The sequence below is a fragment of the Sphingobacterium sp. SGG-5 genome, assembly GCF_011043525.1.
In the GTDB taxonomy this organism is placed as follows: domain Bacteria; phylum Bacteroidota; class Bacteroidia; order Sphingobacteriales; family Sphingobacteriaceae; genus Sphingobacterium.
Genome location: NZ_JAAKGO010000005.1, coordinates 65,174 through 84,973 on the forward strand (window position 1 = coordinate 65,174; position 19,800 = coordinate 84,973).

The 19,800-nt window shown below is 42.9% G+C and carries 17 protein-coding genes and 1 tRNA gene; 12 read left to right on the forward strand and 6 right to left on the reverse strand.

The features are described from left to right. Positions 1–72 precede the first annotated feature (72 nt). From xerD to G5B30_RS08910, 9 genes are all read left to right on the forward strand, one after another. A complete protein-coding gene (xerD, locus tag G5B30_RS08875) occupies positions 73–963 on the forward strand; it encodes a site-specific tyrosine recombinase XerD (protein WP_165319633.1) in 891 nt (296 codons plus the stop codon). 68 nt (positions 964–1,031) lie between these two features. Further along, positions 1,032–1,349, forward strand: coding sequence for a hypothetical protein (locus G5B30_RS08880; protein ID WP_165319634.1), 318 nt, complete (start codon positions 1,032–1,034; stop codon positions 1,347–1,349). A gap of 36 nt (positions 1,350–1,385) precedes the next feature. Next, positions 1,386–3,461, forward strand: coding sequence for a TonB-dependent receptor (locus G5B30_RS08885; RefSeq protein WP_165319635.1), 2,076 nt, complete (start codon positions 1,386–1,388; stop codon positions 3,459–3,461). Positions 3,462–3,471: 10 nt separating this feature from the next. After that, positions 3,472–4,104 (forward strand): hypothetical protein, encoded by a 633-nt coding sequence (locus G5B30_RS08890; protein ID WP_165319636.1) that lies wholly within the window; start codon positions 3,472–3,474, stop codon positions 4,102–4,104. Positions 4,105–4,162: 58 nt separating this feature from the next. After that, a tRNA-Arg gene (locus tag G5B30_RS08895) sits at positions 4,163–4,234 on the forward strand. A 19-nt stretch (positions 4,235–4,253) separates the two neighbouring features. Continuing rightward, positions 4,254–4,385 carry a hypothetical protein gene (locus G5B30_RS17465; RefSeq protein WP_262886592.1) on the forward strand — a complete coding sequence of 44 codons (132 nt, stop codon included), beginning with the start codon at positions 4,254–4,256 and terminating at the stop codon, positions 4,383–4,385. A gap of 59 nt (positions 4,386–4,444) precedes the next feature. Next, complete coding sequence (gene trpS, locus G5B30_RS08900) at positions 4,445–5,443, forward strand: tryptophan--tRNA ligase (protein ID WP_165319637.1); 999 nt, start codon at positions 4,445–4,447, stop codon at positions 5,441–5,443. Between the two features lie 88 nt (positions 5,444–5,531). After that, a complete protein-coding gene (locus G5B30_RS08905) occupies positions 5,532–6,146 on the forward strand; it encodes a deoxynucleoside kinase (RefSeq protein WP_165319638.1) in 615 nt (204 codons plus the stop codon). A 21-nt stretch (positions 6,147–6,167) separates the two neighbouring features. Further along, positions 6,168–7,373 carry an NAD(P)/FAD-dependent oxidoreductase gene (locus tag G5B30_RS08910; RefSeq protein ID WP_165319639.1) on the forward strand — a complete coding sequence of 402 codons (1,206 nt, stop codon included), beginning with the start codon at positions 6,168–6,170 and terminating at the stop codon, positions 7,371–7,373. 3 nt (positions 7,374–7,376) lie between these two features. On the opposite strand, the gene pdeM is transcribed toward G5B30_RS08910, so the two are convergent. From pdeM to G5B30_RS08930, 4 genes are read right to left on the reverse strand one after another with little or no spacing between them, the layout of a single operon-like run. Then, a complete protein-coding gene (pdeM, locus tag G5B30_RS08915) occupies positions 7,377–8,030 on the reverse strand; it encodes a ligase-associated DNA damage response endonuclease PdeM (protein ID WP_240903176.1) in 654 nt (217 codons plus the stop codon). After that, positions 8,030–10,477 (reverse strand): ligase-associated DNA damage response DEXH box helicase, encoded by a 2,448-nt coding sequence (locus G5B30_RS08920; protein WP_206367064.1) that lies wholly within the window; start codon positions 10,475–10,477, stop codon positions 8,030–8,032. Before G5B30_RS08920 ends, pdeM begins: the two co-directional genes overlap by 1 nt. 13 nt (positions 10,478–10,490) lie before the next feature. Then, positions 10,491–12,071, reverse strand: coding sequence for an ATP-dependent DNA ligase (locus tag G5B30_RS08925; protein WP_165319641.1), 1,581 nt, complete (start codon positions 12,069–12,071; stop codon positions 10,491–10,493). Beyond that, complete coding sequence (locus G5B30_RS08930; protein ID WP_240903161.1) at positions 12,068–13,105, reverse strand: ligase-associated DNA damage response exonuclease; 1,038 nt, start codon at positions 13,103–13,105, stop codon at positions 12,068–12,070. The genes G5B30_RS08925 and G5B30_RS08930 overlap by 4 nt, the downstream gene beginning before the upstream one ends. 83 nt (positions 13,106–13,188) lie before the next feature. On the opposite strand from G5B30_RS08930, the gene G5B30_RS08935 reads away from it, so the two are divergent. Further along, positions 13,189–13,581, forward strand: coding sequence for a hypothetical protein (locus G5B30_RS08935; protein WP_165319642.1), 393 nt, complete (start codon positions 13,189–13,191; stop codon positions 13,579–13,581). 10 nt (positions 13,582–13,591) lie between these two features. Here the strand turns inward: G5B30_RS08935 and G5B30_RS08940 are convergent, their stop codons facing one another. Next, positions 13,592–14,449 (reverse strand): aminotransferase class IV, encoded by an 858-nt coding sequence (locus tag G5B30_RS08940; protein ID WP_165319643.1) that lies wholly within the window; start codon positions 14,447–14,449, stop codon positions 13,592–13,594. A 5-nt stretch (positions 14,450–14,454) separates the two neighbouring features. Next, positions 14,455–15,495 (reverse strand): RluA family pseudouridine synthase, encoded by a 1,041-nt coding sequence (locus G5B30_RS08945; protein WP_165319644.1) that lies wholly within the window; start codon positions 15,493–15,495, stop codon positions 14,455–14,457. Between the two features lie 84 nt (positions 15,496–15,579). On the opposite strand from G5B30_RS08945, the gene G5B30_RS08950 reads away from it, so the two are divergent. Both G5B30_RS08950 and G5B30_RS08955 read left to right on the forward strand, forming a co-directional pair. After that, positions 15,580–16,431: a 1-aminocyclopropane-1-carboxylate deaminase/D-cysteine desulfhydrase gene (locus G5B30_RS08950; RefSeq protein WP_240903162.1), complete on the forward strand. Its 852-nt coding sequence runs from the start codon at positions 15,580–15,582 to the stop codon at positions 16,429–16,431. Between the two features lie 5 nt (positions 16,432–16,436). Beyond that, positions 16,437–19,793: a DEAD/DEAH box helicase gene (locus G5B30_RS08955; protein WP_165319646.1), complete on the forward strand. Its 3,357-nt coding sequence runs from the start codon at positions 16,437–16,439 to the stop codon at positions 19,791–19,793. Positions 19,794–19,800 lie beyond the last annotated feature (7 nt).

Sequence of the window (19,800 nt, forward strand, 5' to 3'; positions counted from 1 at the left end):
AGTAATGGATTAATATTTATTTTTTAATAAATAATTAGGATAAAAAACTATCCTTGTTCTCACGGAAATAAGATGTGGCATAATTTCATCCTGGATTTTAAGCATTATTTAGAATTTGAAAGAAACCTTTCGGTTAATACCATACAGGCTTACCTGAACGATATACGCAAATTGCGGGTGTATGCCGAGGAACGATCCCTAACAACAATGGATCTGACAGCTCAGGATATTCAGGATTTCCTGGCATGGATGAATACTTTTCATATTTCGCCCTTCACACAAGCAAGATTGCTCTCTGGTATTAAAGTATTCTTCACTTATATGCAGCTCGAGCATCAGATACCCCAAAATCCAGCCGAATTGATCGAAAGTCCACGTCTTCCACGAACCTTACCCGATGTACTTACTATAACAGAAATTGACGAATTGATTCAAGCTATAGATCTTTCATCTCCCGAAGGGATGCGAAATAAAGCGATATTGGAAGTGTTGTACAGCTGTGGCCTACGTGTTTCAGAACTGACACATCTCAAGCTATCCAATCTATTCCTCGAAATAGAATTTATTAAGGTAGAAGGAAAAGGCAGCAAGGAGCGCCTCATACCTATAGGTGGCCAAGCAGCCAAATACCTCAATATATATATAAACGAAGTACGAGTGCATCAACCTGTCAAAACCGGTCATGAAGACATTGTCTTTCTGAACAGACGGGGAGCCGCGCTATCCAGAGTTATGATCTTTATTATTGTTAAAGATCTTGCTGCTAAAATTGGACTCCAAAAGAAGATCAGTCCACATACGTTTAGGCACAGCTTTGCTTCACACCTCGTCGAAGGAGGAGCTGATCTCCGTGCCGTACAAGATATGCTCGGTCATGAAAGTATTACCACCACCGAAATCTACACGCATGTCGACAATGATTATCTCCACTCCGTCATTACCCAATATCATCCTCGATCTTAGAGCCCGTTTAGAAATTTTAACGAAATATTTATTTGCTACTTTGTTGCATTTACAATATCTTTGCAACGATGAAAGTAGTACAAAGGATTTTGCTCCTATTGTTATCTTGTCTTTACCTCTGGGTGAGTGGAGCAATTGTGTGGCACGACCATAGTCATCCTGAAGATTGTACTACGCGTCACACACACGATCATGCACCGGACGAAGACAGTTGTTCGATTTGTTTTTTCATCCATTCCGGTTCGGCAATTCTAACCACACCTTTTGTCAAACTGAGCATTTTTGAAAAGCCATTTGGCATCGCCAAGAACGATCGGATAGTCATTCAATATGAAAGTCTGGCCATTCGACTATGTTCCAACAAAGACCCTCCTCTATTGGCCTGACATCGAACTCCATTAGGTCACTCATTTTGATATTACATGAAGAAATTTGGAATATTCCTATATTTCTTTCTATTGTCATTTTTGTCATTTGGACAAGAGGACATAGAAGGCTATATAGGGCGATACATCGACAGTGTAGAGGTTATCGGCAATAGCGATACCCGGCATACGCTGAGCTCACATCTTTTGTCTAAGGAACGAAGAGCAGCGAGCTATGGAAAAAATCTGGCAGAAGTACTGACAGACATTGCCGGAGTCAATATATTAAGAACGGGAAGCAACATCGCCAAACCCGTACTCAATGGACTTTACGGTTCGCGTTTACTGATTGTTAACAATGGTGTGCGGCACGAAAGTCAGCAGTGGGGGCTTGATCATGCGCCCGAAATAGACCCTTTCAGTGCTCAGTCCATTACAGTCATCAAAAATGCAGATGCCGTACGGTATGGACCAGATGCTTTGGCCGGTGTGATTGTTCTAGTACCAGATACAGCCGACAGCGACCGAATCTTCTCTGGGAGGATCAACAGTATATTCCAGTCCAACGGAAAAGCGTACACGCTCCATACGGGGGCAAAAGGGACATACAAAGGGTTTTCGTATCATGTAGATATCTCAGGTACAAAAAGTGGAAATGCAAAAACGGCAGACTACTATCTGGGTAATACAGGTGTAAATGAGCTCAATTACAGTATGAGGTTACGCTATCGGCATCACGCTCATACTTTTGCCATAAGCCATAGCCGTTTTGCAACCGAACTGGGGGTATTTATCGGTGCACATATTGGCTCGAAAACGGATATCCTTGCACGAATAGCACACGGCAGGCCCTATGACGATTATGCTTTTTCGTACCTTATCGATGCGCCCAAACAAAAGGTTCTTCACGAGACGAGTATACTGAACTGGCAATATCAGTTATCCGACCGCCAAAAAGTGGAGGCCACCTATAGTTTGCAACGCAATCATAGAAAGGAGTTCGATCTACGACGGGTTCAGAGCGACGATACACCCATGGCTGACATGGTATTGACGACACAAAATATGGAGATTCTCTATCAGATAGCGCAAACAAAGTTGGGTATATCGGGGACACTGCAAGTGAACAACAATGTCCCCGGAACAGGTACAACGCCCATTATTCCAAATTTCGACAACCATACCTTTGGTGCATTTGCTACGCACAAATTAAGTTGGCACAACAATGTAACGGAACTGGGTTTGCGCTACGATTACAAATATTTTGATGTAGCCGGATATCGGTACAATTATCGAGAGCCCAATAGTGACGGTTCGCTCAATCAATATCTTTTACAGGATCAAAAACATTTTAACAACCTGTCGGGAATGATTGGCAATACGCTGAAAATCACAAAAAATTGGTATTGGAAAAGCAATATCGGTCTGGCGTGGAGGGCTCCGTCGGCCAACGAACTTTACAGCGATGGTATACATCACGGTACAGGAACATACGAAGTGGGCAATCCAAACATGAAAAGTGAAAAAGGGATAAAATGGGTTAACACTATTCATTTTGCCCGGGAACGTATTGAAGCTAACGCTGATCTATTCGCGCAAAGGATTTTTGATTATATCTATGCACAACCCCATCCGGATTCGGTGCGTCAGACCATACGAGGAACCTTCCCGCTGTTTCAATATGTACAGCAGGATGCCCTACTCTATGGGTATGACATACATATTTCGGCAAACTTAGCTAATCGATGGGTATATACAGCGGGTGTCTCATCTGTCATCGGAATCAATTCTACAGAAGACACCTATCTGCCTTTTATACCCTCAGACCGAATAAATCAAGGCATCGCTTATCGTTGGGGCGAGGGTACTTATATAAAACTGGATCACGCCTACGTCGCTCGGCAAAAACACTACGAAGACGGTTCGGATTATGCGGCCCCACCACCGGCTTACCAGCTGTGGGGCGCTACCGCATCCTATTCCTTTGCTGTCCATGACAGACAGCAGCTCCATATTTTGGTGGATGCCGACAATCTATTCAACGCAGCTTATAAGGACTATATGGATAGATTCAGGTATTACGCGCATGCGCGCGGGCGCAATATTTCAATAAAATTAAATTACACTTTTTAAGAAAAACAACATGAAGAATATATTAAACTACTTAACAATCATCTTGGTACTAACTTTTGCATCATGTACAAAAGACGATCCAACGCCCGAACAAGATCAGGAAGAAGTCGGTACAGCAACATTGACCTTTACCGAAGTCGAAAGAGAATTACATGAAGATCATTACCATTATAATGATATTGCTGATGCCGAAGTTGAAGAAGTCAAATTTAAGCCGACAGATGGACAACTATTGCCTCCGGTTGGTGCACATATACACTTGGAACATGGCAAAACTTACAAACTTGAATTGAAGGCGACCGATTTTGCCGGCAGGGAAACCCAAAGTACCTTTGTTAGCCGCGCAGATATCCATCAGGCGTTTATCCTCGGCGCACCGGCCGACGCACTGGAATATGTCTATGCCGATAGAGACGCAGATGATAAAAAAGTCAATGTAGGCGTAACGGGATATCTTACGGTAATCGAGACTTCAGATTCGTTTGTTCTGCAATATGTCATGCGTCACCTTAACCCAGGTGTAAAAGAAAACGTCACAGCGGCGGATTGGAATAATAAAGATTACACGAAATTCACAGGGGCCAATGATCTGGACCTTAAAGTCGAGCTCCATCTGGTCGAAGAAGGTGACCATGGGCATTAAAATAATACTTTAAAAAAGTAGTTTGAGTTTCGCTGAAAAGTTCTATTTTTGCGAAACTGTTCCCGTAGTTCAATGGATAGAATTTCAGATTCCGGTTCTGAAGATAGGGGTTCGAATCCCTTCGGGAACACAGAAAGCACCTCTAAAAGGTGCTTTTGTGGTTTAAAGGGAGGAGAACGAAACGCAGGCTGGGGTTCGATCCGAAGGAGGCTCAGGACACAAGTGCGGGGGTACGCACGGCTGAGCCAATCCCTTCGGGAACACAAAAAGAGGCTGTCTAAACGTCTCTTTTTCTATTTAAAGGGATGAGAACCGAAAAAATACGTAAATTCGCCCTTGTATGGAAACTGTCGTTAGTGGTATAAGAAGTACCGGAAAATTACATTTAGGAAATTACTATGGAGCGTTGAGCAATTTTGTCAAAATGCAAAATGAATACAACTGCTTCTTTTTCATAGCTGATCTTCACTCGTTGACTACCCACCCTGCGCCGCAGGATCTCCAATCTACCGTACGGAATGTCGTTGTAGAATACCTTGCTGCGGGAATAGACCCTGAAAAATCAACAATCTATATCCAATCAGACGTACCTGAAGTAGCCGAGCTCTACCTCTACATGAATATGAATGCTTATTTGGGCGAACTCGAACGGTCGACATCATTCAAAGATAAAGTACGTGCAAATCCAAACAATGTCAATGCAGGTCTCCTAACCTATCCGGTGTTAATGGCTTCTGACATCTTACTTCACCACGGTACCCGGGTACCCGTAGGCAAAGATCAAGAACAGCATCTGGAAATGACACGAACCTTCGGTAACCGGTTCAATCACTTGTACCAAGTGGAGTATTTTAAAGAAGCGTTCGCCTTTACCTATTCGGATAAACTCGTAAAGGTTCCGGGGCTTACCGGACAAGGCAAAATGGGTAAGTCAAATGGGGAAGCCGATTGCATCTATCTATCGGACGCTCCCGAAGTCATACGCAAAAAAATCATGCGTGCTGTAACCGATTCGGGCCCTACCACGCCTCATCAAGCCAAACCTGAAGCTATACAAAATCTATTTGACTTGATGAAAGTCGTGTCGACACCAGATACATTAGCCCATTTTGAAGAGCGTTATAACGCCTGTGAAATACGTTACGGCGATTTTAAAAAGCAATTGGCTGAAGATATGGTACGGGCTACTGAGCCGGTACGTACACGAATTGACGACATAGCGAAGGACGAGGCTTATATTCAGAAAGTAGTACGCATGGGGGCAGAAAAAGCACAAGTCAGTGCGCGGAAAACGATTCAGGAAGTCAGAGAAATCATTGGGCTAAAAAAGCTGTATTAAAGAACAAGATAATGTCGACATATAATAATTGACAAACAAAACGAAGTATAGTAGAGTCTTTTTTAATTTTTAATTTTTAATTTAGAAGATGCATATAGCTATTGTAGGAAATATCGGCGCAGGAAAGACAACTTTAACACAGTTGCTCGCTCACCATCTCAAATACGAGCCGCAATACGAAGAAGTAGAAAACAACCCCTATCTCGAAGACTTCTACAGCGATATGAAGCGCTGGGCATTCAACTTGCAGATCTTCTTTTTAAACAGTCGTTTTCGACATATTGTCGAACTGCAAAATAAGGATATTAATATGGTCCAGGATCGGACAATATATGAAGATGCTTATATATTTGCTGAAAACCTATATGATATGGGCTTAATGAGTGCACGGGATTTTGAGAACTATAGCAATATTTTTCATAGTATCATCCATTACATCAAACCACCCGACCTACTGATTTATCTACAAGCCTCTGTTCCAACCCTGGTGAGCAATATACAGACACGCGGAAGAGATTATGAAGCTGGTATCCGCCTGGATTATTTATCCAAACTGAATGATAAATATGATAAGTGGATCAACAACTATAATGAAGGCAAACTGTTAGTTTTAGACAAGGACAACCTTGACTTTGCCAATAAACCTGAAGATCTGGGTAAGATTATACAGAAGATCGAATCACAGATGTTCGGATTGTTCTAACGTGACAAAAATAGTCTTATTATGGACTTAAAATCAAACGAACCATTCTGGCTCGTAAAAAACGGGCTGTTGGCCTCCTATCCCTCCTTGCATCATGATGAAGTATGCGACGTGCTTATTGTCGGCGGTGGCATTACCGGTACATTAATTGCTCATCAGTGCATTCAAGACGGTTATAACACGCTATTGATCGATAAACGTGAAATATGTAATGGCAGTACTTCTGCAACAACGTCTATGCTGCAATATGAAATAGATAGGCCTCTACATGAACTCTCCGAATTAATCGGTAAGGATGGGGCTGTCGCCAGTTATCGTGCTTGTTGTAAGGCTATCGATGATTTGGGTAGGATCGCAAAAAAAATAAAATCCGATGCAGGTTTCCGCCAAAAAAAATCGCTTTACTATGCAGCCTGGAAAAAAGATGTAAATAAATTGAAAAAAGAATTTGAAGCTCGAAAAGAGGCTGGCTTCAAAGTAGCGTGGATGGAAGCAGAGGATATCCGTCACCAATATGGTATTCTGGGTGCCCACGGAGGCATTTTATCCCAGGAAGGAGGTAGTGTGGATGCTTTTCGATTGGCGCACGAAATATTACAATATAATGCACGCAAAGGACTGCGGATATATGACAAAACGGAATTAACCGGGGTAGATTATAAGCGGGGGTTCAATCTATGTACCACCGCTACGGGGACTACGATTAAAGCGAAGCGCGTAGTGTATTGCACAGGCTATGAGGTTGCCAACGTTATACCCGAAAAATTTGTAGATCTACTCAGTACATTCGCTATTGTTTCGGAAGTAAATGAAGAAATGTATCGTCAATATAACGATATTTTAATCTGGAATACGGCAGCTCCATACCTCTACATGCGAACCACCGATGACGGCCGCTTTCTTATCGGGGGTGAAGATGAGGAATTTCAGGATCCACCGCGCAGAGATGCCTTAATCGGAGTTAAGGAACAAAGACTCCTGCGTGCATTTCATCGGATATTTCCGGATAAGGAATTTTGTTTAGATTTTACGTGGGCAGGTACTTTCGGAGAGACGAAGGATGGGCTACCTTATATCGGTGAACACCAGAATTTCAAAAATTCGTACTTTGTCTGTGGTTTCGGTGGCAACGGTATTACTTTTTCTGTAACAGGTATGGGGATGGTGTCAAACTGGCTTCAAAGCAAGGAACACCCCCTATCTATGTATTTCAAATTTGGAAGATAAGGACTAACCTACTTTAAAAAAGCCATCTTCAAAAAAAGCATAGCAAGTCGCATTTTCGGGTATCGACCAGGTATCTAATCCGGTAAACAAACTAAATGCGGGCAAGATAATCTGCTTTTCGGTAACGACGTAGCATGGACATCTCAGGTACTTCTTCGTGGGCAACTGCACACGAACGCCGGGATGAAGGTGCCCACTAATAGTCCATTTATCCGCCAGTTCGCGCGTATATTGATGCGTAAAACAGATCGGTCCCATATTCCAAATGGAATATACAGCATGGAGACCAATAGCACTTAACTTCTTATCGATGAACCTATCATGATTTCCTTTGATAAGGATAAATGCTGTTTCTGGAAACTGTAATGTAAGCGAAGCAAATAGCTCTACTTCTTTATTGGCTCCTGCATGCACAAGATCACCTGTGATGACAACTTGCTTCGCTGCATAATGTGTAATCAATTTCGCCAGTCGTTCAATATCCCGTTCAGCTACCTGCTTGGGAAGAGCAATGCCATGTTTACGGAAGTGTGCAGCTTTCCCTAAGTGCAGGTCAGACAAAATCAATGTATCTTCCTCCGGCCAATAGATAATACGCTGGTTAGTCAGTATAAGATTTTCTCCTGAAAAAATCAGGTCTTGCTCGACAATGTTCATCACTTTCTTCGAATAGGTTGAGCGTTATTATGCTGTAATTTTTGGATTCGCGACAGCAGATCTTCGCTGGACAACGACTGCCGTAGGCTATCTACTTTAATGGGGAAGCTCAACGGTGTAAAACCCGTAGCGAATTTAAAAATAATCTTACTTTTGTTGATACGCTGAAACGCCGACACAAGCCGGGGTTCTTCCAACTGTTGGTTGAAAACTTCCATATAGGCCTGCTTCAACAAAAGGTTGTTCGGATCGTATTCTTCCAGCACCTTAAAGATAATACCCGAGGAAGCCTGAAGTGACTTATTGCTCTTTTGCTGGTCGGGATAATTTTGCACTACCATACCCGAAATAACAGCAATATCCCGAAATTTCCGTTTAGCCATCTCTGTAGCATTAATACTCGCCAACACATCGTCCATCAGATTTTTCTCGCTCAGTATTTGCTGCAGTTGTGCTTGATCCAGTTTGATTTCCGAATCGGAGAAAAGTTCAAAACCATAGTCATTCATGGCCATGGAAAAACTGATCGGAAATAAGCGGCTTATGCGATAAGCCAGCAACGTAGCCATGACTTCATGCACCAATCGCCCCTCGAAAGGATACATAAACAAATGATACCCTTCCCTCGTCTTTATCAGTTCAACCAAAAACTCGTCTTCAGCAGGTATGTGGGAGTGTTCGTTTTGCCGTACGACTAACGGATGTAAAAACTGTAATTCTTTTTCTTTCGTTCCCGCATGTGTAGATGAAGCCAACTTTTGCCGCAAGAAATGACTCAAGTTCGAACTCAAAGGTAAGCGACCACCCAGCCAACTCGGTGTAATGGCTCGTCCTGATGATAAACGTACAAAAGCTGTCATCTCCTTTACACGAGCGAGTTCCAATACACGACCTGCCAAAACAAACTTATCTCCTTGCTTTAACTTCGATATAAAGTACTCTTCGATCATGCCCAGATAACCTCCAGTCACAAACTTCACACGCATCATCGCATCACTGACGATGACACCGACATTCATTCGGTGCAACATCGCAATACGTCTTTTTTCCACGACCAACAGCCCGTCTTCGCGTCGCACCACCTTATGAAATTCTTCATAGTTTTGACCGATACTACCCCCTACGGTAATGAACAGGATACACCATTGCCATTCCTCCTCGGACATATAGCTAAAGGCATGCGTATCTCTGATAACGGGATACAGTTCTTCTGGTCGAAACCCTCCGCCCAAGGCTAAGGTCACCAAAAACTGCACGAGTACATCAAATGTCTGCACCAACGGATCTCTATTTTCAATAGTCTGCGTCTTGACAGCTTCCTTCAAGGCTGCGACCTCGATCAACTCCAACGAATGGGTAGGAACAAAATAGATTTTAGACACTTCGAATGGAGAATGTCCGCTACGTCCGGCACGTTGCATAAACCGTGCTACGCCTTTGCTTGATCCAACCTGAATAACGGTATCAACAGGTTTAAAGTCTACTCCCAGATCCAGGGAAGACGTTGATACGACAGCTTTCAGTCTTCCCTCACCTAACGCCTCTTCAATCCATTGCCGAATCTGGCAATCGATGGAGCTGTGATGTAACGCCAGTTGCCCCGCAAAATCGGGATAAGCCTGCAAGAGCAACTGATACCAAATTTCACTTTGGCTTCGTGTATTGGTAAAAATAATCGTCGATTTACTGCGAAGAATGATCGGTACAACCTGCTCTACCAACCTACCCCCCAAGTGCCCCGCCCAAGGCAAGATCTCTACCTCTTCTGGAAATACAGGAATAATGTCTATTTTCTTTTTTTCTTTAGCAACGACCTTTATTTTCTTTTTGACATGGGGAAGCAATACTTCCGCCGCCTCTTCTAAATTGCCAATGGTCGCTGTGATACCCCAGACTCGCAATGTGGGTGATTTAAACCGCAGAAATGCCAAAGCAAGTTCAGCCATAACACCACGTTTGCTTCCCAATAGCTCATGCCATTCATCTACCGCTACAGCCTGTAGCGAGGTGAAAAAATGTGCTCTTCCCTTTTGTGCCAATAAGAGATGTAGACTTTCGGGCGTCACGAGCAGGACATCCGGCATCTGGCGGCTCTGGCGTTGCTTTTGTTTAATCGTTGTATCCCCGTTGCGCACTTCGACTACCCAATCCAGCCCGATGTCATCGATAGCCTGCTGCATGGCTCGGGCCAAATCCTTTGCCAACGAGCGCAACGGTGTAATCCATAACAGTTTCAGGCCCTTTTTATATCGTTCGGGGTGATTCATAAAGTCGATCAACACGCCCAGAAACACCGAAAAAGTTTTTCCAAACCCCGTCGGTGCGACGATCATGCCACTGTATCCCTTCGCATAATACGCCCAGGCTTTTTGTTGAAACGTAAAAGCCGTATTGCCCTTGGATCGCATCCATTCGGTTACGGTCCTGTAGCCCGGTGTATCTTCCATCTTTTGCGTCACCTCACTGAATTAATCTTTTGATATCTTCGATATCGTCTATATCCGCCACCGTTTTATCTTTTCGCCAACGAAGGATACGCGGGAAACGTAAAGCCACTCCCGACTTATGCCGATTGCTGCGCGCAATTCCTTCAAAGGCAATCTCAAAGACCAGTTCCGGCTTCACCGTACGTACCGGGCCAAACTTCTCGAGGCCGTTGTTGTTGACAAAGCGACTCACCTCCTGAATTTCTTTATCCGTCAAGCCCGAATAAGCTTTCGCTATAGTAACCAGTTGATCACCCTGCCGCACGGCAAATGTATAATCGGTGTAATAAGCACTTCGGCGTCCACTTCCCTTTTGCGCATAAATCAATACGGCATCAATGGTCAATGGATCAATCTTCCACTTCCACCAATCTCCTTTTTTTCTACCCGTATGATAAGGTGAAGCAAGATGTTTCAGCATCAGACCTTCACTATTAATTGTACGCACATCGGCACGGATTGCAGTTAGCTCTTCCCAATTCGTAGCCGATATAATCGGCGACAGCAGCAGCCTGGCCGTCGGGTTCTGCGCGAATATCTTTTCCAGTTGAGCACGACGTTCACTTAACGCTTTCGGACGCCAATCCTCTCCCTCCCATTCCAATAAGTCATAGGCAAATAAGACTACAGGCACCTCCTCCAATATCTTTTTAGTCAAGTTCTTCCTGTTCAGCCGCTGTTGCAAGGCAGCAAAATGGAGCACCTGTCCGTCCTTATAAGCCAACAGCTCACCGTCGATCACAAAATCACCTTCCCAATGCATAAGCACCTCTCCAATTTCCGGAAATTGTGATGTTACCAGTTCCTCCCCTCTGGACCAGATGAATATTTCTCCTTTCCTTTTAATAATTTGACCCCGGATGCCATCCCACTTATATTCCGTTTGCCAATTCGTTATAGGGCCAAGTTCTTCCAACTCTTTTTCCAGAGCATAGGCCAGACAGAAAGGATAAGGCTTGGATAAGTTACTTTGCGTATATTTCCCTTGGATCAGTTCTTCAAAACGCGTATCCGCTATCTTCCAGTTACCCATAACAGCATGTGCCACCGTACTCGACTCCATACCGTAATGTTTGGCCAGCGCATTGATCAGTCCTTTAGCAGATACACCGACTCTAAAGCTACCGCCTAATAATTTATTAAAAATGAAACGTTGCATATAAGGCAGGCTGTCCCAGGCATTTCGTACAAAAGCCTTCTTTTCTTCCTCGGTCTTATCTTTCAGACGGATAATCAGATCCATCCATTCGGCGAGATTGCGTTCTATCACTTGATTTGGAGGTGGAAGAATTAAGGCAATCGTTTCACCAAGATCACCTACAGCGGCGTAAGATTCCAAGAACAACCACTCCGGGATCTGAGCGATTTCTATAGCCCATTGCTTCAATAATGAGGTGGTCACCGCACGCTTCGGTCGCTTACCTGTAAACAGCGCCAAAAACCACAGCTTATCCATTTCATCAGCTTCCGACAAAAAACGGTGGATAGCTTCAAGTTTAAGACTCGTTTTGTTGGTACTGTCCAGAGTATTAATGAGCCGGGCAAAAGTTTTCATAGGCGCGCTGGAATTACTGGATCTATGGCTTCCTCTTCGTCACCAAATTCGGTTTTTACATCTTCTGCATTTATACCGATTTCATTTAAGTATCGTGCCAATATGTTTGTGCGTCCATGGGTGATATATACCTTTTCCGCTCCCGTCGCCCGTATAGCACCCAACAGCCCACCCCAATCTGCATGATCGCTGATTGCAAAACCGGCATCTGCACTACGCCATCTCCTCGCTCCCCTCACCTGCATCCAGCCCGAACAAATCGCATTGGCCATATTAGGAATACGGTGTATCACGTTCGAATCAAGCAACGATGGTGGTAAAATAACGATCCCTTTATTTATACGTTTGATATCTTCACGCAGATCGATCGTTTCGTAGTCCGGCAACTGTATCCCTACACTTGTATAGGCTTCATTAAGCTTGCCAATAGAAGCATGGACGTACAGCGGAGCTGAGCCTTCCAAAGCTTTCATAATTCGCTGTGCTTTTCCCAAAGAGTATCCTATACATACAGAAGTACGGTTGTCCGACTGATTTTGTGCTACCCACTGCCTAAGCTGTTCGTTCTGCTGTTCCAGGGACGACCAATTATATATAGGCAGGCCAAATGTACTCTCTGTTACGAACACATCACATTTCACCGGCTCAAAAGGTGTAGATAGGTAGTCATTCTGGGTTTTATAATCTCCCGAAATGACGGTTACATTTCCTTGATATTCCAAACGGACCTGAGCAGAACCGATGATATGGCCTGCCGGATGCAAAGAAACTTTGACATTGTTGATCGTAATAGGTTCATTATAGCCTATACCCTGGACTTTGATATCTATACCGATACGGCTTTTTAAGATCGGTACGGTAAAATGATGACACAGGTATTTCTTCATACCCCACCGTGCATGGTCGCCATGGCCATGCGTAATGACAGCCATATCCACAGGTAGCCACGGATCAATGTAGAAATTGCCCGGCACACAAAATATCCCCGCCGATGTAAAGCTAAGCACACCAAAGAGGTACAAATCCCATACCAATTCACAAATAGACTCATTTTGAGATAATTCTTGTTGCTTTCATATTTTAAACTTATATTTATGCCTACCTACTTATAAAAATTATGAAACAGCTCATACTTGTGGACAGTGTGAATATCGGAAGTTTTATGTTTCAGGGATATATTTTAGAGTCGTCGAAAAAACAAGTCGCCTATGGTATATATGTGGACACTTTAAAAAACCCACTCCTGTATTTTGAACGAAGCACAGGAAACACTGTAGGTCTTCAGATCAACGAAGGCCTCGTAGAATACATTAGCAAAAAAAGCAATGCTTCTCTAAAAGAACGCGAGCAATATTTCAACGCCTTCTTAACCTTTGTTGTTGAAAGTGAGAAAAAGGCAGCTTATATGGCATTCAAAGGTGAAAAAATGGAATATCTTTCCAACAGCAAATATCTGGTACAGATCCGGGGTATGTATTTGGGCTCTGCCGAAAGCATAAATGTAGAGTAGGACACAAGAACTACATCTGATCTTCATACGACCAAGTCTCAAGTCTTTCCTGTAGGATACGGGATATTCGATTGAAATAGCGCTTTTGCTTATACCCCATTACCCACTGGATCCCCTGTACAGCATTCGTACAAAATATCTCATCCGCCTCTTTCATAATTTCAGGTCCTATTTCGGCTTCCACAACAGGTATACCTTCATTGGCAGCGATATCCATAACCACACGTCGCATTATCCCATTCACACAAGCTTGATTGAGTGCCGGTGTATATAGCGTTTTATTGTAGTAGACGAAGACATTGGACGTAAGTCCTTCACATAAATACCCGTCCTGATTGAGTATCAAGACATCATCATAGCGTCCTTTATCTTTATACAGACCCGCCATGACGTAAATTAACGCATTGCTTGATTTCAGATCCGAAAGATCACTATATGGCTTTTTATATTCCGTATATAGATCCACAATCAACCCGACCTTTTTGTTATGCTGTGGCTCTTCAATTTTGTGCACTTGCACCATAAACCCCGGATCATTCGTCTGCGGAGTATACAACCCCTCCCCATCACGATAGACAATCAACCGTACACGACCCCGCTGACCTATCATATTGTTCTTTCGAATCAATTCTTCGGTGACTGTCTTGACAAAGTAGGCATCGAACTTATTCACTTTCTCCAAATGAATTTTATCCATGCTGCGCTGCAGGCGCTCAATATGAAATGGGAGGAAACGTATCTGTCCATCTTTATAAAGCATCGTTTCAAAAATACCATCCCCATAACGGAAACCTCGATTTCCTACTTTCAATATTGTCGTATCTTCCGGCACTAAGGTACCGTTATGATTCATATAATGTATCGGCATAAATTCTATGTATTCAATTCCTTTCCAGAAGCATAGGATCTCCATTTCTCTAATACTAAACGAAAATCTTCCGGAATTGGTACTTCAAAATATAAATTTTCCTGGGTCTTCGGATGTTGAAAGCCCAGAGATTTGGCATGAAGAGCCTGACGAGGTAAGAGTTGAAAGCAATTGTCTACAAACTGTTTATATTTATTAAAAACTGTTCCTTTTAAAATTTTATCTCCGCCATAACCGGTATCTCCAAATAATGGGTGACCTATAGATTTTAGGTGGGCACGTATTTGATGTGTACGCCCTGTTTCCAATTGACATTCGATTAAAGTCACGTACCCTAATCGTTCCAATACCTGATAGTGCGTCACGGACCATTTCCCTTTTTCGGGATCATCATAAACCGACATAATTCGTCTATCCTTAAGATCTCGTCCAATATATCCCGTTACTGTCCCGTCCTCAGCAATATCTCCCCACACCAGCGCCACATAACGCCGCTCTATGGTATGCTCAAAAAACTGTTTGGCCAAATGCGTCATCGCCCATTCATTTTTTGCAATAACCAGCAAACCCGATGTATCTTTATCAATACGATGCACCAAACCCGGGCGTCCCGTATTACCCGGCAATGTGGGCAATAGATTAAGGTGGTATGTCAAGGCATTGACTAAAGTGCCTGTATAGTTATTATATCCCGGGTGAACAACCATACCTGCTTCTTTATCAACTAATAACACATCATCATCTTCATAAATAATTTCTAAGGAAATATTTTCCGGATACACCTCCGTATCACGTGGCGGATCCGGCAGTACCATAGTAATGACATCCAAAGGTTTTACCTTATAGCTTGCCTTTACCGGCCTATCATTTACCCGGACAGATTCAGTTTCAATAGCATTCTGTATGCGATTACGGGACGTATTCTCAACCCTATTCATCAAAAACTTGTCCACCCGCAACAACGCCTGTCCTTTGTCCGCTACGATACGGATATGCTCGTACAAGTCTGTTTCGTCCTGTTCCTGTAATGCTACGTCCTCTGCCATTGTACAAAAGTAAACGAATTCCCCCAAAATCCATTAACTTTGCCCAAAATGCAGGACTTTTCTTTCTATAGCCCCGAACAAAAAATGAATCATCCTTTATACGATCTGAAGGGCGTAGAGGTAGGATTTAAACGGGATGATCTGATACATCCGTTTATTTCGGGAAATAAATGGAGAAAGCTGAAATATAATTTAAAAAAAGCACAGGAAACGAATAAAAGTCATTTGGTTACATTCGGTGGCGCATGGTCCAATCATATCCTTGCAACAGCCTGTGCAGGAGCAACATTTGGATATTCAACTGAAGCTTTTATTCGTGGAGAAATCGTAGATAATCCTGTTTTGACCCTATGTCAACTCTTCGGAATGAAGCTTCATTTTGTCTCGCGCGAACAATATCGCGATAAGCACCGGTTGTTTGCCGATCTTCCAGATACTGATAACGCCTATTTCATTGACGAGGGCGGATGGGGAATAGAGGCTACGAAAGGATGCCGCGAAATTATCACCGAACTTTCTGTAACATATTCTCATATCTTCTGTGCAGCGGGGACAGGCACCACAGCCGCAGGAATAGCTATGGCATTATCTGAGAACAACCTAAGCAGTAAATTACATGTCATACCCGTACTAAAAGACGGTAGCTTTATTGCTGACGAGATGCAAAAGCTCTGTGCTCCTATGGGTCAAACGGTATTACACACCGATTATCATTTTGGAGGCTATGCTAAAACCAAATCCGAACTTATTGACTTTATCAAAGATTTTGTGGCTAAAACAGGGATTCTGATCGAACCGACTTATACGGGTAAAGCACTTTACGCCTTACATGATTTGATCAAACAGGATACATTTCAATCCGGAGAGCGTATTCTATTTGTACATACCGGCGGATTGACCGGACTTCTGGGTATGTTGGATAGATTTAAAATGTAATAATCATGGAGACAACACCGCGAGAATACATTTTACACAACACCGATATCTGTAGGCTTTCCCCATACGATTTAATCAAGCACACCTCCGATACAGACCTTACAGAGCAGGATTTTTCAGCTATTTACCCGCTTACGATAGCGATCAATACCGGTGCTTTTACAAAAAGAATCGCTACAGTTGATTACCCTATAATAGCTGTAAGTCAATCGAATAATTCTATCATTACCTCGTGTTCCTGTGCGAACAACCTGCCTCAGCTTTGTGCACATGAGGTTGAAGTGATAAGCTGTATTCTGGCACACAAAAATTACCGTATTTTCTTTGACAAGGATATGCGCCGTCGCCTGTTATTAGCGACGGCTAAAGATTATGGTCTCGAAAATGAACCTGATCTCGATATCTACTTTCAGGTCAGTTACCAAGAGGGCAAACTTGATGTACAGCCTGTCGTAAAAGAATTATTAAAACTCGATAATCAAGTCTTCGAACAACACTTATTACCGCAACGGAAAGCAGGATTCCGTGGGTTGCCGGTAGATAACAGCACCAAAAAACAAATTCTTGTCATCAGCAAACACCGGTACTATAACCAAATCCATTTTCTGTTGATGGATGCCCAAACGACACAGTCCGGTAAAATCAAAAATCCGGTGGAGAACATCGATCCGATGCCGCAGATCTGGAAGACACAACATCCCACAGAAATTAAGTTCTATACGGCGCTGCTGACTTTTCTGAACAAATACAGTGAAGATCTCAATCCGGCCGAATGGGAAGCATTGAAGCTTATCGTTCAAAATCCTTTGGAACTTGACACCTATTATCACGATCGTAGCATCGCGGAGCATATAAATGCCAAATCCTTGGTCCCGATAAATGTAGCGATACTAAAAGCCGAGATACAGCTGACAGTTTTCAAGAAAGAACCTTTTTATGAAATCACAGGGGAAATCCTGTTCAATGATAGGGCGCTCCCTTTTAAGAACGTGGTACTGAAAAGTGAATATTTTATGGCTTATCGGGATCATTTTTACTTGTTTGATAGTCCTGATCTGTTACGTGTTGTCAAATTCTTTAAGTCAAACAATGAAATCCTCCTCATCCACGCGTCCAAATACGAAGAGTTCCTCGAAACAGTATTATCATCGCTGGAGCAATACATACATATCCACTACAGCCATATACATACGGCTACGCCAGCACAATTGGCGGAAAAAAATTTCCAAACGGAACGTATCATTTATTTACAGCAGGAAAACAACTACATCACCATCACGCCCGTCCTAAAATACGGGGATGTGGAGGTGCCCGTATACTCCCACAAGCAATTGTTCGACACCGATCATAATGGAAATGTCTTTCGAATTGAGCGCAACAAAAGCGCTGAAGTTCAGCTGACCACAATCATTATGCAGCAGCACGATCATTTTAAAGAGCAGATCGAGGAACATGAATATTTCTATCTCCATCGGGATAAATTTTTTGGCGATCAATGGTTCTTGGAAGCTTTTGAAGTATGGCGTAATGAAAACATCACCATATTAGGGTTTAACGAACTGAAGAATAACACATTAAACCCCCATCGTGCAAAAATCAATATTCAGGTCATTAGCGGTGTAGATTGGTTCAATGCCCAATTGAAAGTACGCTTTGGCCAAAAGGAGGCTTCCCTTAGACAGCTGCACAGAACCATTCGAAACAAGAGCAAATTCGTTCAACTGGATGACGGAACACAGGGCATTCTTCCGGATGAATGGGTGGAAAAAATAGCCCGGTATTTTCAAGTAGGCAATATCGAAGACGATCTTTTAAAAATCCCCAAGATCAGTTTTACCGAGGTTGCTACGCTATTTGAAAAAGAAGTATTAAGCGAAGAGGTTCAGGCAGAAATCGCCCTGTATGCACAGCAGCTTCTGGACGAAACGTCAATCCCCGAAGTACTTGTTCCCCAAGACTTAACAGTCGAATTGCGACATTATCAGTATGAAGGACTAAAATGGCTGAATTTTCTCGACAATTTCAATTTCGGTGGCTGTTTGGCTGATGATATGGGATTAGGAAAGACGATACAGATTATCGCATTTATTTTGTTGCAAAGAGAAAAACAGCAACATAACACCAATTTGATTGTCGTACCCACATCGCTGCTATTCAACTGGCAGGAGGAAATCGAGCGATTTGCCCCTTCGATCAAAGTACACTTGCATTACGGCAACGACAGACAGAAGAATATCCAGCACATGGATCAATATGAGGTGATATTGACAAGTTATGGTATGCTGCTCTCGGATATCCGTTTCCTGAAAGCCTACCGTTTCAATTATATTTTTTTGGATGAATCACAGGCGATCAAGAATCCGAATTCAGAAAGGTACAAAGCTGCACGGCTTTTACAGGCAAGAAATAGAATCGTATTGACAGGAACGCCGATTGAAAACAACACCTTCGATCTCTATGGGCAGCTTTCTTTTGCCTGTCCCGGCCTATTGGGAAGCAAACAGTATTTTAAAGATACGTATGCACTTCCGATCGATAAGTTTGAATACAATAAGCGGGCCATAGAGCTCCAACAAAAAATAAAACCTTTTATCCTACGTCGGACAAAAAAGCAGGTTGCTAAAGAGCTTCCCGAAAAAACGGAAATGGTCATCTATTGCGAGATGAATGCGCAGCAACGTATGGTATATGATATGTACGAACGGGAATTACGGGATTATATTTCCGCCACCGACGAGGAAGAGATTCATAAAAATAGTATGCACGTACTGACGGGATTGACCAAGCTCCGCCAAATATGTAATTCTCCCGTGCTGTTGAAAGAAGGCCACTCCGGCGAACATGCTGTGAAGATTGAAATTTTGCTGAAGCAAATAGAAAGCAAGTCTGCAGACCATAAGATACTGGTATTTTCCCAATTCGTTGGTATGCTGGAGCTACTCAAAACCCAACTGGAATATAAAAACATTCCGTTTGAATACTTGACCGGGCAGACCAAAGACAGGGCTTCTAAAGTCCATAGCTTTCAGACAAACAAGGGTATCCGTGTATTTCTAATCAGTTTGAAAGCTGGGGGTGTAGGTTTGAATCTTACCGAAGCAGATTATGTATATCTCGTGGACCCTTGGTGGAATCCAGCTACGGAAAACCAAGCCATTGACCGCAGTTACCGTATCGGGCAAACAAAAAATGTCATCGCCGTCCGCTTGATTTGTACCAATACTATCGAAGAAAAGATGATGGGTCTTCAAAAAAAGAAATCTAAACTGGCAGAGGATTTAGTTACAACAGGTACGTCAGCTCTTCGGAATCTATCAAAAAACGATCTGCTGCAAACTTTTTTTACAGAAAACACACTTTAAATATCTC

Coding starts and splice junctions, on each gene's coding strand:
- G5B30_RS08880 (WP_165319634.1), top strand. CDS start 1,032: ATGAAAGTAGTACAAAGGATTTTGCTCCTATTGTTATCTTGTCTTTAC.
- G5B30_RS08940 (WP_165319643.1), bottom strand. CDS start 14,449: ATGCCGATACATTATATGAATCATAACGGTACCTTAGTGCCGGAAGAT.
- G5B30_RS08905 (WP_165319638.1), top strand. CDS start 5,532: ATGCATATAGCTATTGTAGGAAATATCGGCGCAGGAAAGACAACTTTA.
- G5B30_RS08935 (WP_165319642.1), top strand. CDS start 13,189: ATGAAACAGCTCATACTTGTGGACAGTGTGAATATCGGAAGTTTTATG.
- G5B30_RS08950 (WP_240903162.1), top strand. CDS start 15,580: ATGAATCATCCTTTATACGATCTGAAGGGCGTAGAGGTAGGATTTAAA.
- G5B30_RS08885 (WP_165319635.1), top strand. CDS start 1,386: ATGAAGAAATTTGGAATATTCCTATATTTCTTTCTATTGTCATTTTTG.
- trpS (WP_165319637.1), top strand. CDS start 4,445: ATGGAAACTGTCGTTAGTGGTATAAGAAGTACCGGAAAATTACATTTA.
- G5B30_RS08945 (WP_165319644.1), bottom strand. CDS start 15,495: ATGGCAGAGGACGTAGCATTACAGGAACAGGACGAAACAGACTTGTAC.
- G5B30_RS08890 (WP_165319636.1), top strand. CDS start 3,472: ATGAAGAATATATTAAACTACTTAACAATCATCTTGGTACTAACTTTT.
- G5B30_RS08925 (WP_165319641.1), bottom strand. CDS start 12,071: ATGAAAACTTTTGCCCGGCTCATTAATACTCTGGACAGTACCAACAAA.
- xerD (WP_165319633.1), top strand. CDS start 73: ATGTGGCATAATTTCATCCTGGATTTTAAGCATTATTTAGAATTTGAA.
- G5B30_RS08955 (WP_165319646.1), top strand. CDS start 16,437: ATGGAGACAACACCGCGAGAATACATTTTACACAACACCGATATCTGT.
- G5B30_RS08910 (WP_165319639.1), top strand. CDS start 6,168: ATGGACTTAAAATCAAACGAACCATTCTGGCTCGTAAAAAACGGGCTG.
- pdeM (WP_240903176.1), bottom strand. CDS start 8,030: ATGAACATTGTCGAGCAAGACCTGATTTTTTCAGGAGAAAATCTTATA.
- G5B30_RS08920 (WP_206367064.1), bottom strand. CDS start 10,477: ATGGAAGATACACCGGGCTACAGGACCGTAACCGAATGGATGCGATCC.